At 47.6% G+C, this 14,784-nt stretch carries 16 protein-coding genes; 12 read left to right on the plus strand and 4 right to left on the minus strand.

The genetic code is table 11. The features are described 5' to 3' along the window. Positions 1 to 61: 61 nt before the first annotated feature. Together IFU39_RS12725 and IFU39_RS12730 are read right to left on the minus strand one after the other, a co-directional pair. On the minus strand, positions 62 to 478 hold the full coding sequence (locus tag IFU39_RS12725; RefSeq protein WP_017690190.1) for an ImmA/IrrE family metallo-endopeptidase: 417 nt from the start codon (positions 476 to 478) through the stop codon (positions 62 to 64). Positions 479 to 520: 42 nt separating this feature from the next. Then, positions 521 to 964: a helix-turn-helix domain-containing protein gene (locus tag IFU39_RS12730; RefSeq protein WP_105600746.1), complete on the minus strand. Its 444-nt coding sequence runs from the start codon at positions 962 to 964 to the stop codon at positions 521 to 523. An 888-nt stretch (positions 965 to 1,852) separates the two neighbouring features. On the opposite strand from IFU39_RS12730, the gene IFU39_RS12735 reads away from it, so the two are divergent. From IFU39_RS12735 to IFU39_RS12765, 7 genes are all read left to right on the plus strand, one after another. Continuing rightward, complete coding sequence (locus tag IFU39_RS12735) at positions 1,853 to 2,335, plus strand: ArpU family phage packaging/lysis transcriptional regulator (protein WP_192132983.1); 483 nt, start codon at positions 1,853 to 1,855, stop codon at positions 2,333 to 2,335. Positions 2,336 to 2,377: 42 nt separating this feature from the next. Next, positions 2,378 to 4,102, plus strand: coding sequence for a GAF domain-containing sensor histidine kinase (locus IFU39_RS12740; RefSeq protein ID WP_244660965.1), 1,725 nt, complete (start codon positions 2,378 to 2,380; stop codon positions 4,100 to 4,102). Positions 4,103 to 4,120: 18 nt separating this feature from the next. Continuing rightward, positions 4,121 to 4,855 carry a response regulator gene (locus tag IFU39_RS12745; protein WP_091015515.1) on the plus strand — a complete coding sequence of 245 codons (735 nt, stop codon included), beginning with the start codon at positions 4,121 to 4,123 and terminating at the stop codon, positions 4,853 to 4,855. Positions 4,856 to 5,042: 187 nt separating this feature from the next. After that, positions 5,043 to 5,618, plus strand: a complete 576-nt coding sequence (locus IFU39_RS12750) for an NADPH-dependent FMN reductase (protein ID WP_036611439.1) — start codon at positions 5,043 to 5,045, stop codon at positions 5,616 to 5,618. 47 nt (positions 5,619 to 5,665) lie between these two features. Next, positions 5,666 to 6,124, plus strand: coding sequence for a VOC family protein (locus IFU39_RS12755; protein WP_105601089.1), 459 nt, complete (start codon positions 5,666 to 5,668; stop codon positions 6,122 to 6,124). After that, the gene (locus IFU39_RS12760; RefSeq protein WP_105600743.1) at positions 6,121 to 6,756 is read left to right on the plus strand and encodes a VOC family protein; all 636 of its coding nucleotides are present in this window, start codon (positions 6,121 to 6,123) and stop codon (positions 6,754 to 6,756) included. The genes IFU39_RS12755 and IFU39_RS12760 overlap by 4 nt, the downstream gene beginning before the upstream one ends. A 121-nt stretch (positions 6,757 to 6,877) precedes the next feature. Beyond that, complete coding sequence (locus IFU39_RS12765; protein ID WP_192132985.1) at positions 6,878 to 7,837, plus strand: hypothetical protein; 960 nt, start codon at positions 6,878 to 6,880, stop codon at positions 7,835 to 7,837. Positions 7,838 to 7,932: 95 nt separating this feature from the next. On the opposite strand, the gene IFU39_RS12770 is transcribed toward IFU39_RS12765, so the two are convergent. After that, positions 7,933 to 8,415 carry a hypothetical protein gene (locus tag IFU39_RS12770; protein WP_192132987.1) on the minus strand — a complete coding sequence of 161 codons (483 nt, stop codon included), beginning with the start codon at positions 8,413 to 8,415 and terminating at the stop codon, positions 7,933 to 7,935. 344 nt (positions 8,416 to 8,759) lie between these two features. Here IFU39_RS12770 and IFU39_RS12775 point away from each other — a divergent pair, with 344 nt between their 5' ends. Beyond that, complete coding sequence (locus IFU39_RS12775) at positions 8,760 to 10,610, plus strand: DUF4127 family protein (protein WP_192132989.1); 1,851 nt, start codon at positions 8,760 to 8,762, stop codon at positions 10,608 to 10,610. Positions 10,611 to 10,614: 4 nt separating this feature from the next. Here the strand turns inward: IFU39_RS12775 and IFU39_RS12780 are convergent, their stop codons facing one another. Next, on the minus strand, positions 10,615 to 10,959 hold the full coding sequence (locus IFU39_RS12780) for a YfjL-like protein (protein WP_192132991.1): 345 nt from the start codon (positions 10,957 to 10,959) through the stop codon (positions 10,615 to 10,617). Between the two features lie 466 nt (positions 10,960 to 11,425). Between IFU39_RS12780 and IFU39_RS12785 the strand changes: the two genes are divergently transcribed. The 4 genes from IFU39_RS12785 to IFU39_RS12800 all read left to right on the plus strand — a co-directional run bounded on the left by IFU39_RS12785 (position 11,426) and on the right by IFU39_RS12800 (position 14,619). Continuing rightward, on the plus strand, positions 11,426 to 12,319 hold the full coding sequence (locus tag IFU39_RS12785) for a hypothetical protein (RefSeq protein WP_192132993.1): 894 nt from the start codon (positions 11,426 to 11,428) through the stop codon (positions 12,317 to 12,319). A 179-nt stretch (positions 12,320 to 12,498) separates the two neighbouring features. Beyond that, entirely contained in the window at positions 12,499 to 12,699 is a 201-nt protein-coding gene (locus tag IFU39_RS12790; RefSeq protein ID WP_192132995.1) for a hypothetical protein, read from the plus strand. Next, positions 12,699 to 14,162 carry a phage tail sheath subtilisin-like domain-containing protein gene (locus tag IFU39_RS12795; RefSeq protein WP_192132998.1) on the plus strand — a complete coding sequence of 488 codons (1,464 nt, stop codon included), beginning with the start codon at positions 12,699 to 12,701 and terminating at the stop codon, positions 14,160 to 14,162. Before IFU39_RS12790 ends, IFU39_RS12795 begins: the two co-directional genes overlap by 1 nt. A gap of 49 nt (positions 14,163 to 14,211) precedes the next feature. Then, a complete protein-coding gene (locus IFU39_RS12800; protein WP_036611426.1) occupies positions 14,212 to 14,619 on the plus strand; it encodes a phage tail tube protein in 408 nt (135 codons plus the stop codon). Positions 14,620 to 14,784 lie beyond the last annotated feature (165 nt).

Here is a 14,784-nt window from a genome sequence, read left to right on the forward strand (position 1 = left end):
ACCTGAAAGTGACATGTAATCTGCTGTTGGAAAATATAATCTTTGGAAAGAACGTATGTTCTTAAAGAGTGTAAAAAAAATGCTGCGCTTCACGCGGCAGTCCGGTACGTAAACAAAATTTCTCCAAAGATTCATCCGGTTCAGGCATCACTCCGGAGGTCAGCAATTGAATGGCAAAACGGTTAGCCTGTCTTTCCAGCTTGCCTGGAGCAAAATAGGAATGTTCCTCCAGAAAGAATCGATTAATCCCTTTATGAAGCCGGTCATGACCAAGCTCATGGGCGCACACGAACCGTTGCCATTCCGGCGGCAAATCATTGTGTATGACGATAAACCTGCGCCGGAGCTTGCGAAAGTACAGTCCCTTAGTGGACTTCCCCAAATTGGTGAAACGAATCTGTATTCCAACCGCGCGGGCAATGCTGAACGGGCAGTTGGTCCGGTGTTTTCGAATCAGCTTTGTTACGATGTCATCCATATGATCTCACCTGCTGCCTCATTAAATTCAGTGGGTCATGCCTCATGGGCGATTGTCCGGTTCGTCTGTCTTTTTGCGTTTGTTCATCTGTTTGGCTTCCCAGAACAGACCTGTCAGTACATCCTTGATTCGTTTCTTGTCCTCTTCATCGAGTGGAATGCCGTCAAACATCAGATCATCATCGTCCTCCAACATCTTTTTGAAATCACGACGGTCTTTGTATGTAGCCCATTCCGGTACGTCCTGAAGTTCAGCAGTACTTCCTGGTTCAATATAACCAGCCTGCTTCATCATCTCTGTATAAGGCACTGAGAGTGCATCTGAAATCTTGCGGATGGTCGCTGGTTTCGGCACACCCCGGACCCCATTTTCAATACGTGAAATCTGTGAGTTGCTTATTCCGGCTGCTTCGGCGAGCTGATTGATGCTGTATCCCTGTTGCTCGCGCAGTTGTTTCATATAAGGACCAAAAGCGTGCTCCACCATGTATGCCAACTCCTTTGATTCGTACAAGTGCTTGAAATTAATATTAAGAAGGAAAGTTGAATGCGACAACCCTAAACCTTTGCGGGTGCGCCGTTCCGGATTCGGATCGTTCTTTTGATCACTGTTATCCCCGGATTTCCTATTTCCCTTTCCTAAAGGGTGAAATCCGTTGATAAAGGCGAACGCTTTGCTTCTTCAGAATCGATTCCGTCTCCTTCACTACGTATGCGCGTGATATGTACCTTAGCGGCATCAAGGAGTTCAAGGGGAGCTTCTTAATATCAAAAATCAAATGACTTATACGGAAGTTCATTAATTAAACAGTACTATAACGTATATATACCATTAGGTAAAGGGATATGAAACAATTATGCCAAAAGGCATAGGAAATGAGAGCGAAGGTTTTATTTTATCGTCAAAACGAACCAAAATGAAGGTTTACTCCGATCTCCAGAAAGTGGTATCCTCAAATAGAAATACGAACACTATACAAACAAAATGTAACGTTTAGATAGGGTAGACTTGTTGGGATGACCTTCTGAATAATGAAATTCCCCGGATTATAGCGGTTTGGAGTTATTCCAAAAGGCAACAGGAGAAATTTAAAAAATGTCGTTATTATTTCAGAGATCTGGATAACTCTAATAAAGATGAGAGCATGAGGGTTTAACTTTTATAGAATGAATTTTAAGGTACGCAAGAACGAAGAGGGCAGAAAAAAGCTGGAGAAGCGAAGTGTTCGCCTTTATCACTGGATTTCCACTTTGGAAAATATAATCAAAGAAATCCGGGGATAACAGCGATCGGAAGGTTATTCTGTCATCAGAGTGAATATGCGAAGCTACTAGACTTTCATTCTATACCTAATGTTAAAGGAGGAAGATAAATATGGAATTGATGCTGCCCGAATTGGACCGACGTAAAACGCAAACAGCTGTTGAGGCTGCGCTGGAAAAATACCGCATTTATAAGACCATTGCATTTGAAGAACGAGAGGTTATGGTGACGGCAAGTTATGCCGAGCGTTTCCACGGTGCAACCAATGTGACGGGGGATTCCACGGCGAGAACGGCAATTCACAATGTGGACGTGCAGCGCGCACGTCAGGCATATTGCGATACGATTGATTTTGTGGTGTCCCGTCTAAGTGAAAAGGAACGTGTTCTCGTCTGTGAACGATATCTGAAAGACGATGATGTGTTTGACTATAAAGTGTATAACCATGTGTTTGATCCGCCTGTCAGCAAGGATACGTATACGAAGATTCGTACACGTGCTTTCTACAAAATGGCGCTAGCTTTGTCAGATCGAGGTCTGATTAATATGGAGCCTTTGTCTGTGTCCCGCAAAGAGCGACAGAAGCTGGGCTGAGTGAGCGATTGAAGAAGTTGATCCTTTAATATCCAAGGTGGATTGGTTACAATAGTTGAACAAACCACAGTTGGCACAGCCAAAGGAGAGAAGTCTGCCATGTCGGAAGAAGTCGGAATGCAGGAAATGGTCACGTTGAAGACAATCGCGGAAACACTCAATACGTCCAATGATCTGAACTTAATGCTGGATACCGTGGTCGGCAAATTACTGGAGTTGACCGGATTAACGGCAGGCTGGATGTTTCTGATTAATGAACGTGGAGACTATACCTGTGTTTCGGATTACAATCTGCCTCCGGCATTACTGCGTAAAGATAAGGAGCCCATGCGAACGGGGACCTGCTGGTGTGTGAACCGCTTTAAGGACGGTGAACTCAATCATGCGGTCAACATCATTAACTGTAAACGGTTGGAGGATGCGGTGGAATTCCAATGGGGAGATACCCATGATATTACCCACCATGCAACCGTCCCGTTAAGGTCAGGTGAGAAGATGCTCGGCCTGCTCAACGTGGCTGCGCCAGCCAAGGAACATTTCAGCGACAGTGAACTGGCGCTGTTACAGGGCGTGGCGTACCAGATTGGTAGTGCGGTAGAGCGGATGAGATTGTATCGCGCGGAGCAGCGACGAGCTGATCTGTATGCCAAGCTGGGGGAGTTCAGCACAGCTTTGGGTCTTGCAGTGAACGAATGCAGCAATTCGGATGCTTTTTCTTTAAAAGTTGTACAGCTGCTTGGGCAGCATTATGATTGGCCTTTTGCTACAATTATTCAGCAGAAAAACGGAATGTTCGTCTTGCAGGCAGCCTATGCGGATGATAAGGTTCGAACGTTATCAATTGCGCTGGGCTCTTCAGAAGCGGCGAGCCACATTAACCAACTAATCAATTGTCATCGTGTAACATCACTGTCTGGGACAGAGATCGCTGAGATATTTAACCTATGCAAGCCTGACGAGGCTATGAATTCCATTGCCTCGGGAATTGCTGCTCCCCTTCCATACCATACGCCAGGGGAAATGGGAATTCTGGTGATCGGAATAGGAACATCAGGTCCTGCGCAGGAGGACCGTGAAGTGCTGGAGGCATTGGCCGAACATATTGCTGCCTCATGGGAGAGTCTGAAGCTGGCGGAGAATCGCCGCGAACTTGCACGAATGGAAGAGAGAAACCGTTTGGCTCGCGATCTGCATGATTCGGTTAATCAGATTTTATTTTCACTATCGTTAACTGCTAAAGGCGCGGAAAGTATGTTATCCGGCTCTGAGCAGTTGCACCCGGCAACGGAAGCGATGAAGGATATTCGGGCTTTGTCTCAGGAGGCGCTCAAGGAAATGCGCGCATTGATTATGCAGCTCCGTCCCGCGGGACTGGAAGCAGGGTTGCTCCATGCGCTACAGGAATACGGCACCAGCCAGGGGCTTCAAGTGGTGATGAATCGGACGGGAATGCGGTCTTTACCGCGTAATATAGAAGAAGCATTGTGGCGAATCGGACAGGAAGCGCTGAATAATGTACGGAAACACGCTGATGTTCCTTCTGCTGAGGTCACCCTCAAGTTAAGTAATCATGAAGTGGTGTTCACCGTCACAGATCAGGGAAAAGGTGGTGCGAACAGGCCAAAAGCGTCGTCTGGAAGCTCCCTGGGCCTGTCCATTATGAAGGAACGGGCTCAATCGCTCGGAGGCAGCTTAGAAATAGTGAGTTCTTCCCGTAAGGGAACAACGGTAACGGCAGTCATTCCACTTCCGTTCGAATCTGTATAAAGTCAGGGGGAAGAAGAGATGCCGATTACGATTTTGCTCGCAGATGATCATGCGATGGTGAGAAGAGGTTTGCACGTTTTTTTGACCACACAGCAAGACATGAAGGTTGTGGGCGAAGCATCGAACGGGCAGGAAGCACTATCGCAGGCGGAAGCGTTAAAACCTGACGTGGTATTAATGGATCTGCATATGCCGATTATGGACGGAATCGAAACAGCCAGACGACTGCGCACATTAATGCCAGCAACGCGAATTATTGTACTCACATCGTTTTCCGATCAGGATCATGTGGTTCCTGCTGTGCGTGCAGGGGTGAAGGGGTATCTGCTCAAAGATATTGAACCGGAGGATCTGGCTGTGGCCATTCGCAATGTGCATGCAGGTCGGGTAGAATTGCATCCCGCCGCAGCAGGTCAATTGATGCATGTGATGGCTTCATCCGATTGGTCTATAAATGAACAGCAACCACAGTATATACCGACAGATCGGTCAGCAGATAGTCAATTCCAAGAGCTTAAGCAGACGAAGAAATCCACTGAAGCATCCCTAGGTGGTCTGGATATGCTCACTCGCCGTGAACAAGAGGTTTTGGGACTGATTGCTCAAGGGCTGAGCAACAAGGAAATTGCGGTTCAATTGGTCATTACCGAAAAAACGGTCAAAACCCATGTTAGTCATCTGCTCGACAAACTGGGTCTGGCGGATCGGACGCAAGCGGCTCTTCACGCCGTAAGAAACGGTTGGGTCGTCTGACCATTTCCGCCATATCTTCATACTTAAGTCGTATAAACTCAACCTAAAGGTTGAGTTTTTTGGTATTTCAAGTTAAGTCTATCTGCTGACGATTTGGATGCAAAAGAAAGGTAAGATAAGAGTAGAAATAACAGATCGGTTGAAACATGAGAGTTTGAATTATTAAAAACCAAGGAGAGTGACATGAATGAATATTGTTATTTTGGCAGGAAGCAATCGGAACAATGCAACCAGTACACGTCTGGGAGAGTATGCTGTGGAGATTATTCGAGGTCAGGGACATCAGGCCAGCCTGTTTGATCTGTATCAGACACCACTTCCATTCTACGCGCCAGATGAAAAACAAGCGGATCATGAACATCTGGCAGATTTGAATACACGTATGCTCGCGGCTGATGCAATCATCCTGTCTACACCAGAGTATCACGGCAGTATAAGTGGTGTGCTCAAAAATGCACTGGATCACCTGAGTCAGGCTCATTTCAGCGGTAAGCCGGTCCTGTCCATCAGCTCCTCTGGTGGAGCGGTGGGGGTAAGTTCCCTTTTACAACTGCAGGCAATTGTTCGCAATCTGCATGGCATTAATGCCCAGGAGTGGATATCCATTGGTGGTGCGCAACGCAGACGATTCGAAGCGACCTTTGACGGATACGAAGAGTACGAAGGCAGTCAGGATATAGAGGACCGGGTGCAACGGGTCATTGGATCGTTTTTAAATCTGGCCCAGACGTTAACGAATGCGCGGAATTCAACCATGAGTTGAGAACAAACGAAGATGAAAAATCGGAAAAGGAAAAGAGGTTGAGCATGATGATTACAGGCATATTTGAAACACATCTAAACGTGACGGATCTGGAGAGATCCCATCATTTCTATGAAACGGTCCTGGGTTTACGCCATGCCTATGGGCAGAAAGAACGCGGAAACTCCTTCTACTGGATTGGTGGAAAAGGCAACGCCATGCTGGGATTGTGGCAAAAGGAACCTTCCGAGGTGAAACGTCAACACTTTGCTTTTCATGTATCTCTGGAGGATATGAAACATGCGGTGGCTCACTTGGAGAACAAAGGGATCAAGACACAGAACTTCCTGAATGATGATATCGGTGAACTGTACGTCTTCGGCTGGATGCCTGCGGTATCTGTATATTTTAACGATCCGGATGGTCATTTGCTTGAATTCATCGCCATGCTCCCGGATGAAGCGAAGCCTGAACTTGGCATGGTGCCGTGGAGTCAGTGGGAGGAGATGCAGGAGAAGACTGTATGATGATTGAAGAATTACAGTTATATACAACACGGCTGGAGGACCTCAAGCATTTTTATCGTGATACGTTGGGAATGGAGGTGTCCAATGCGACAGATCAGGCTTTCAACCTGGAGGTTGGAGGGACAAAGATGATTTTCAAACCGTGTGAAACAGATCGTGAGCCCTTTTATCATGTGGCCTGGTCGATTCCGACGAATCGGTTCAAGCAAGCGAAGCAGTGGGCTGCATCACGTGTTGTTTTAAGCAGAGAAGGAGATCGGGATGAGACGTACTCTACTAACTGGAACTCTCATTCTCTCTATTTCGAAGATCCGGCAGGCAATATTATTGAGCTGATTGCTCATCATCGTATTCAAAACGAGAGTGACCATGACTTCTCGACTCAAGATATATTACAGGTGTGTGAGATTGGCCTAGTGACGGAGGATGTTCTGTCTACGGTGAATGAGCTTCAGCGGATTGGACTCACGCGCTGGGGTGAGGTTAGTGATACCTTTGCTCCTGTAGGAGATGTACATGGTTTATTTATTGTGGTGAAGAAGGATCGGACGTGGTTTTTCTCTACGCAAAAAGCAGAGATTTATCCGCTGGAAGTATCCATCCGTGGGGTGGGCAAGCTTCGAATTGGCTAAACTTTGCATTCCGGGGCAAAACGGGCATATGTGGAGCAATTCCATCATGTTATAGAAGTAAACGCTTTATTTATTCATTCCAGGGTAGTTTCTCTGATGGGCTTACATATGATGAAGGGTGGTGGCAAGCTTGGATCGACGTTTGTTGGAAGATGGACTTGCGATTATCGTTTCCAGTCGGGAACGTACAGGAGATCTGTGGCACGCCCATTATGGAGCGGGTGCAATTGCGGCATATTTTTGGGTACGGGAAAATCGTCTCACTGCCCTTGCCGCTGGCAGTGTTACGGCCGAAGCAAAAGCCATGCTTCGCCAGCATGGAATCAGCCCTGGTCAGACCTCTCCGATTGGTGAGATGATGCCCAAGAAAGATGCCGAAGCGCGTATTACGGACGCATTGGATCGAACGATTGGAGAACTGCACTGGATTGGACACCAGGCCATCTACGGGGCAATCAGTCTGAAAGCTATTCGCGAACTGGATGGATGGGGCACTGCGGAGGATATTGGTCGGCTGGTTGAACTGATCGATTCATTCGATCGAACCATCCCGGGAAGATCTTGGATGAACACAACGATGAAAGAAATTCGCAGTCTCAAGCCGGAAAAAAGCGATGGTTTCCCTGATATTGAAGATCCAGTTCAGTTGTCACGTCTGATTCTGGATGAGCTTGTTGCTTTCCAGACTATCTATCACGCGGAAGCGCATCATGATCTGATCGGTCATATGCTGACCTATGGACATGCGCTTAACATATTATATGAATTGGGTTATCCGGCATTATTCCACAAAGGCATTCCGCCTTTCCTTACCATGGTGAAGGCACTACGCTTAAGCCGAGATGTGGATATTGAACAGGCGATGCCGACATTGCAATCACCCGTAGATCTGCTGCCATTAGCACGAGCGGAACGATCAGTGGCGCTTCCTCATGAACTGGAATACTGGCTGACCGACAGACGTTCCCGTGACTGGAACGGAGGTCATGTGTTCAAATTCCCGTTCAGCTTCTATCATCATGCCAAGAACGGGGAGCCCGTACCGGAAACATGGGAGAACTTTCGTTATATCATCGCGTGAGATAAAACATACATTTCAGAAGGGGTGTCCGTCATGACGGACACCCCTTCTAGACATTATTCTGGTCTACCGAATTGTGGGCATCCTGTACCTGTTTAACGGGGCCAAATTTCAAGGATAAACAGGATCAGCATGACTCTGGACACCAGCATGTATGGTGATTTTCGTACGGGCTGACGCGCTGCCCATATTCCCCAGGAGCTCATAAGTGCAATACTCCCCCAGAACATCCATAAGGAGATGCCTTCGGGTGTAAATAGAAAGGACAGCTTGGGCAGTCCCCTGTTGCCAGCCCCAAGAAGAACAGTGGTCATATAGACGAGGACAAGGAAAAACAACTCGAAGAGCAGGGTTTGCAGCCAGAAATAATAGATGTTGAACACTCGTAGCATGATGACTGTGATCAGGATAAACAGGATACCAACGGATAAGAATGTTGCCGCGGTCCATCCAATGAGAGATGTTGTTACAACATCTGTTTCCTGATATAAGATGTACATCGCCAACGCATACATAGCGGGGCCCGCCATATAACTGGTGACAGCAATCCAAAGATAGAAGAAATACCTCTTTTTCATGGTCATATCCATCCTTTATTGTTCGTAGGATTTGAAAGCTACTTATGTCATATAAACATCATCAGGATGGGTTTGGTTGGACTATCGATAGGAGTTTCTCGCGAGAAATCGGCATTTAACCGCCATAGAGACGACCACATTCAGGCGTAATTCATCCCGTTTACCATCAGCACGAGTGGGCAAAGGAGGTAAAATGGTATTATCGGATCAGCAGCAAGGCAGACACACCGACAGCTCATACGCTAACGTACAGCCGGCCAGGGGACCGGTTTTTTAATTCGGTGATTGCATCCTTGCCCTGATCGGGTATTAAAGACTAAACAGATAACAGGAGGCTACGTGATATGAAAACAGTATTGTATGTTCCACTGGATGATCGTCCAGCGAATCTGGATGATGTGATTGTGCAAGGGAAAGCAGCCGGTATCCATATCGTTACACCGAACCTGAGTGATATTAAGAATCGTCTGGACTCGGAGAAAACCGTAGATGGCACAACGCTGCTCGGCACCTCCACGCCGGTTTATGGCAAACCGTCCAAGATTCACGACTTTATTCTGAAACATGCTGCCAAGGTCGACGGATTCATTATCTCATCCGATATGCTAGCTTATGGCGGTCTGATTGGCAGTCGTCAACTCCGCGAAGATGGAGGAGGCGCCTATCCTGAATATGATGATGAGACCACTCGTTTGCTGGACGTGATCCGCGTGATCAAGCAAAAATATCCACGCAAACCCGTATTTGTAATGGATACTATCATGCGTTTGGCCACAACCTCGTTTGCAGATGGCTTGGCGCTAGATGCATATAATGAGTCCCGTGCGTTGACGCAACAGCCACGTCAGACATACACCGAGTTTGAGGATATTATCGAAGGTTATAACCTGTCCCCAGATGGGGTGGAATATGGGACAACGACCTATTTTGATAAAGAACAGTATTACAACACAAGACAGCATAAATTCAAAACAAACCTGTACATTCTGGATCAGCTGGCTCGCACAGGTTATATCGATTTCCTCGCAGTTGGAGTCGACGATGCCAACACGCAGGGTGTTCAGATCAATGAAATCAAATATGTAGAAGCGCGGATCAATGAATGGCTGGGTGGAACCAATGGACAAAATCCGGATCGTGCTATCATTTTGCCGGATGCAGATGGTCTGGGGCACGCTTTGGTCGCTCGCATGGCTAACCAGTTGTTCCGAGGTGGGGCGAGGACACGTTACGGCGTGAAATATTTTGGTCCTCACGGCAATACGATCATTAACACGTATGAGTACATGGATGTACACGAGAATGTGGTTCGTCACGTGGATATTGTGGGCGGTGTGCTTGTGGTGGATTCGGCATATCCTGAACCGGAGGTGGTGACGGATCCGATGACTAGTGTGGATAATGAACAGCTGGTGGCTGTATCAGTCGAGCAAGTTGTTCCATTTGATATGGCTTCCGAACTGGATCGTATGACCAAGGGTCACCCGGGTAATTCCTGGGAGAACACAAGCATCGACATTGAGATTATTGCGATTACGGCTCTGGATCAGGTGCAGGCTGCATTGGAGCAGTTGACGCTGAATAGTGAGCAAGGTCTGCCTTCGGTATTGATTGATTTTGTGGGTAAAGGGCCAGCCAACGTTGATGTTGCTGAAGCGTTGCTAGACAGTCCATATACCGGACGGGTTCTGGGTTACAGTGCTTGGAATACACCAGGTAACAAAATCGGTATTGCTGTAGGCATGGGACAGTCGAGGTACGCGTTGATCACAACAGAGAAGCATGACCATAAGTTGCGCGATGCGATGAACGCGCATGGCTCACTGTTATTTAAGCGTTTCCTGAAGGATTATTACTACAAAGCGGTAGCCATTGCAGAGATCCGCACATATTCCCGAGCCCATGCGCTGTATACCAACGTGGCTACCCTTTCGGATCAGAATATGTTGCTGTTCAACTCGGAAGAAGACTATGCCCAGCTGCAAACATTGCTGCGTGATTTGATGCAGACTTATACCACGGCGCTTGCGAATAAGACAGCCTTCCAGACAGGAAATGTGGCGATTAAGCAGATCTGTAATGACGAATTGTCCTATGCCACGTATGGCAGTGCGCTGCTGGAATATGCGAATCCGGATTTCATCTGGGGCCGTGCATTTGAGATCACATTGAATCCGAAGGTTACGCTAAACTAAACTGTTATCTCACCATGGGCTCCTCATGTTTGGGATCATCACTGGTATGACTGTACTGCTTAATCTCGCCGTTGTTAAAAATGATATATTGATACTTCGCTTTGAGTTCATCCGCGAATGTTACGGAGGCACCGTAAGGTGCTTCAGAACTTTTTGAGGAGTAAGTCCCTTTTACTTCGATAAGCTGTTCGGGGGAGTAACCTTTCTGTTCGATCAGGTAAGTGGTTACCTGTTGTTCAGCATCATTTTTCTTGAGCGGATTACCAAGCAGTCCGAAATAAGCCCAGCAGGATATCCCGAGTATAAATGATAAGACGACAAGTGAAGTGATCTTGAATGTTTTACTCATTGGCATTCCTCTCTGTTTTAAGTAAGCGACAACGAATTTGATAATGAAATATTAATATATTTGGATAAATTTATCAATTATTTGTTCTTAATTTTAATGCTTACTTAGGTATCCTTTTAAGGGATTCAAGTATCGTCTTTTTTCCACCCGAACGACTCCCTTAATCGCACCGAAGTCGTACGGAACACCATCCGCGCTAGGGATGAAAGGGTGTAAGATTGTATTATCGGATCAATAACAAGGGACGCACCGAAAGCACATACGCTAATGTACAGACCGGCCAGGTGGCCGGTCTTTTTGATGCGGTGAATGTAGCCCCTGTAATGGTTCGATAGCATACAGACTCTGAGTTAAAAGGGGGAGTCTACTGCTGCTGCACTGTCGCTGCATCGTGTGGGCAGATCTCAAACTTGCAGCCAAAGGGGGCGAAATGAATGTGTCTATGAGAAATGAAATTAGCACTGCCGTGAGTACTAGTAAAGTGAGTACGCTCATTAAAAAAACGCTGAAACAGAAGCTCGCGGTACTTGTTCCAGATTGGGATGGTCGTGTGCTGGATGTACCTGCGTCAGGCGAAGTGTTGGCGGGCCCTTGTGCAGTGGTTGCGTTTGCTGAAGAAGTGCCGAAGTCTGCCTGGGCGGGATATCGACGGATCATTAAAATTTCACCATACGTTCGTCCGGAAGATGGCGGCGCAGAACAAGTGGAAGCTTGGTCAGCCCAGTTAATCGAAGGGTTGCATCAGGTAAGGTGGATTGACGAAGAAGGTGGAGCCTTCACTTGCATCTATCTGGGTTCTTCAGATAGCGATCGGGTGGATGCAGGATCTGGCATGCTTACGCGTAGTCTGCGATTCGGAGTGTATGTTCCCGAAGACTCGGGAAATACTCTCGTTGAAACAGAGGACGCGTGGTTAGCTACGCTTCAACGATGGACACAGCACGAGCTTGGCTCGGACTGGTCGGTATATGGTGATGTCTGGCCCGGTGGATACGATACGCCGTCTGTATTATGGCGATTGGCCGGATGCAGCACGTCTGTGGCGGGCACTTCAGCATTGGAGGTTCGGCAACAGTGGATTGGGCATGTGCTCACCGATCATCCAGTACTAACACGTCAGACCGTTACTCGGTTGGCCCGGCAACTTGCAGTGCAATCTCGTCTTGCCATCACTGAAAAGGATGGCGAAGAGCACGAAGGTAACACACGATATATCACAGTGGATGAAGTCACAGCAGATTTACAGGCGGATGCCTATCTGAACGGACAGATTCGTCTGACACTACAGCAGCGGATTCGTCGTCCGGGTACAAATGTGCCTTTGATTCGTGAGATTCACCATAGCAAAGGCATGGAGTAAACGTTAGTCGAGAGGAACCCTCTATTAAGAGTGGTTCCAGATTATAGCTTTGAGTAGATTGGTATAGCATCAATAATGTAGCTTCAAATTCATAGGTTCTTAGGATCGAAAATTCATAGGTTAAGCTTAAAGATCAACGATTCACGAAATCAGTAGTCCAACAATGAGGTGAGATGGCCATGGCAAGCTCAGTGAAAAAAAGCAAACAGGCAGCCCCGCGGTATACACGGGCAGAATTGATGAATCATGCAGAAGCCCTCTTTGCCGTTAAGGCAGAGGTGCTGTACGGTGCGCTGTACGAAGCGGCGCAAGAGACGTTTTCCATTGAAGAAACGCAAGAACGAATTAACCAATTTATGAAAGCGAAGGTGAAGGGATAATGGCAGGTGGAACTTGGGAGCAAACAAATCGTCCGGTCCTTCCGGGCTTATATATGAATTTTCAGGCGGCAGCATCCTCGGCCATTCAAGCGGGTACGCGGGGGACGGTCGTTGTGCCAATCAAGGCCAACTGGGGTCCGGTAGGGACTTTTGTTGAGGTAGGAAGCGAAGCGGCGATTGAACGTATTTATGCGGCGAATGTGCTGGATAACGGTACGGCGTATACGTCCTTGAAGCTCGCCCTGTTGGGTGGGCCGAAGAAGTTGCTCGCTTATCGGGTAGCAAGTGCTGCGGCCAAAGCAGCTACGCTATCTTTGAAGGACAGCAGTGATGCCAATGTGCTGCAACTGGATGCGAAGTATCCGGGGGATCGTGCAAATGGATTCTACGTCACCATCCAGCCAGGTGTGATTGATAATACGAAACATGAAGTGCGCCTTTTTGAAGGTAACCGGATGTTGTATGCGCTCCTGACAGCGGATATTACAGCAGCTTCTCTGGCAAAAGAGATTAACGCGGATGAACGAAATGTCTGGGTGACAGCGCAGGCGATTGGCGATGGTGCAGGTGTAGTTGCAACTGTTGCGGGTGCGGCACTCAAAGGCGGCGTAAGTGGTAACGATGACTTGACCAATGCAGAGTACATTGCTGTACAGGGTGAGTTGGAAGGGGAGCAATTCGACGTCTTGGCTTTGGATCAGGCTGCTGATGCACCTCTGCTTGCGAGCTTTGCGGCATGGGTGAAACGTGTGCGTGGTGAAGGCAAGCCGGTGATGGCTGTGTTTGGCGGTTCCGCAGCGGATGATACCTCTGCTACAGCAGCACAAAAAGCAGCAGCACGTTCGCTTGCGCTCAACCATGAAGGTGTAATTAACGTTGGTACAGGCGTGCGTCTTGGAGATGTATTCTACAGCTCGGCGGAAACGTCCGCCTATGTCGCGGGACTGATCGCCGGACAACGTCTGAACCAATCCACCACTTACGCAGCTACACCGTTCGATGATGTGACACGTCGCTGGACGCGTGCAGAACAGGAGCAGGCAGTACAGAATGGTGTATTTATTTTCTTCCATGATGGACGTCAGGTGAAAGCACTTCGCGGTGTAAACACACTAGTAACGCCGGCCGCTGGACAGAATAATGCGTGGAAAAAAATTCGTTCCATTCGTGTGTTGGACGCCATCAACACGGATCTGCAACGCTCCGCGGAAGATACGTATATCGGTAAAGTAAACAATACCGAAGAGGGTCGTCAGGCACTGATTAGTGCCATGAAGGCCTATTTGGCGCTGCTCGCACAGAGCAATGTGATTGAAGCTGACGGTTATGATGTCATTCTCGATCCGGCGTATTATGGCACTGCTCCAGTTCTCAAACCGGAAGCGGATCAGGTATTCCTGCAATGGAATGTGAAGCTGACCGATGTGATGGAGCAGTTGTTTGGTACATTTTACGTGCAATAAGGTTGTGTGGAAGGAAAACGCGATTTTTAAATTTTAAGGAGGAAAAAATATGTTGGATGCATCAAGAGTGATTCTCGGTACCCATGGTCAGCTGCATATCGATGGTGTGTGGCAGACAAACATTAACAAGTTGGAAGCGAGTGTGGAGATTGAAAAGCGTGAGCTGAACCTGGTCGGGAACGACTGGAAGGTGCACAAAAACGGTGCGAAAAAAGGAACAGGCACGATGACGGGCTACAAAGTCACTTCGGATATGATCCAGCGCGGCTTCACCAAATTCGAGATTATTTCCAAGCTGAACGACCCTGAATCGTATGGACATGAGAGTGTATTGCTGAGAGGTTGCATGGTGGACAAAATCCAGCTTGCCAACTGGACAGCGGGTGAGGAAGTACCGGAGGAAACGGGCTTTACGTTCGAAGGATTTGAGTTACTGAATCCAATTGTGGCAAACTAAAAAGGATTTTAATGGAGGCCGAGATGATCTCGGTCTCTTTGTTGTCTACTTAAAGAAAATTTAGTATCTACACGGTAACGGAGAGGACAGAAACAACGTGAAGAAGCGGAGCGTTCGCCTTTATCCCCGGATTTTCCCTTGAAGAGGGGAATCAAAAAAATCTGG

This window comes from Paenibacillus sp. CFBP 13594 (assembly GCF_014842675.1).
GTDB lineage: Bacteria > Bacillota > Bacilli > Paenibacillales > Paenibacillaceae > Paenibacillus > Paenibacillus amylolyticus_B.

Bases quoted from the DNA above. Each gene is read 5' to 3' on its own strand.
- IFU39_RS12770 (WP_192132987.1), bottom strand. From the start codon at position 8,415: ATGAAAAAGAGGTATTTCTTCTATCTTTGGATTGCTGTCACCAGTTAT.
- IFU39_RS12725 (WP_017690190.1), bottom strand. From the start codon at position 478: ATGGATGACATCGTAACAAAGCTGATTCGAAAACACCGGACCAACTGC.
- IFU39_RS12760 (WP_105600743.1), top strand. From the start codon at position 6,121: ATGATGATTGAAGAATTACAGTTATATACAACACGGCTGGAGGACCTC.
- IFU39_RS12755 (WP_105601089.1), top strand. From the start codon at position 5,666: ATGATTACAGGCATATTTGAAACACATCTAAACGTGACGGATCTGGAG.
- IFU39_RS12795 (WP_192132998.1), top strand. From the start codon at position 12,699: ATGGCAGGTGGAACTTGGGAGCAAACAAATCGTCCGGTCCTTCCGGGC.
- IFU39_RS12790 (WP_192132995.1), top strand. From the start codon at position 12,499: ATGGCAAGCTCAGTGAAAAAAAGCAAACAGGCAGCCCCGCGGTATACA.
- IFU39_RS12775 (WP_192132989.1), top strand. From the start codon at position 8,760: ATGAAAACAGTATTGTATGTTCCACTGGATGATCGTCCAGCGAATCTG.
- IFU39_RS12750 (WP_036611439.1), top strand. From the start codon at position 5,043: ATGAATATTGTTATTTTGGCAGGAAGCAATCGGAACAATGCAACCAGT.
- IFU39_RS12800 (WP_036611426.1), top strand. From the start codon at position 14,212: ATGTTGGATGCATCAAGAGTGATTCTCGGTACCCATGGTCAGCTGCAT.
- IFU39_RS12735 (WP_192132983.1), top strand. From the start codon at position 1,853: ATGGAATTGATGCTGCCCGAATTGGACCGACGTAAAACGCAAACAGCT.
- IFU39_RS12780 (WP_192132991.1), bottom strand. From the start codon at position 10,959: ATGAGTAAAACATTCAAGATCACTTCACTTGTCGTCTTATCATTTATA.
- IFU39_RS12730 (WP_105600746.1), bottom strand. From the start codon at position 964: ATGGTGGAGCACGCTTTTGGTCCTTATATGAAACAACTGCGCGAGCAA.
- IFU39_RS12745 (WP_091015515.1), top strand. From the start codon at position 4,121: ATGCCGATTACGATTTTGCTCGCAGATGATCATGCGATGGTGAGAAGA.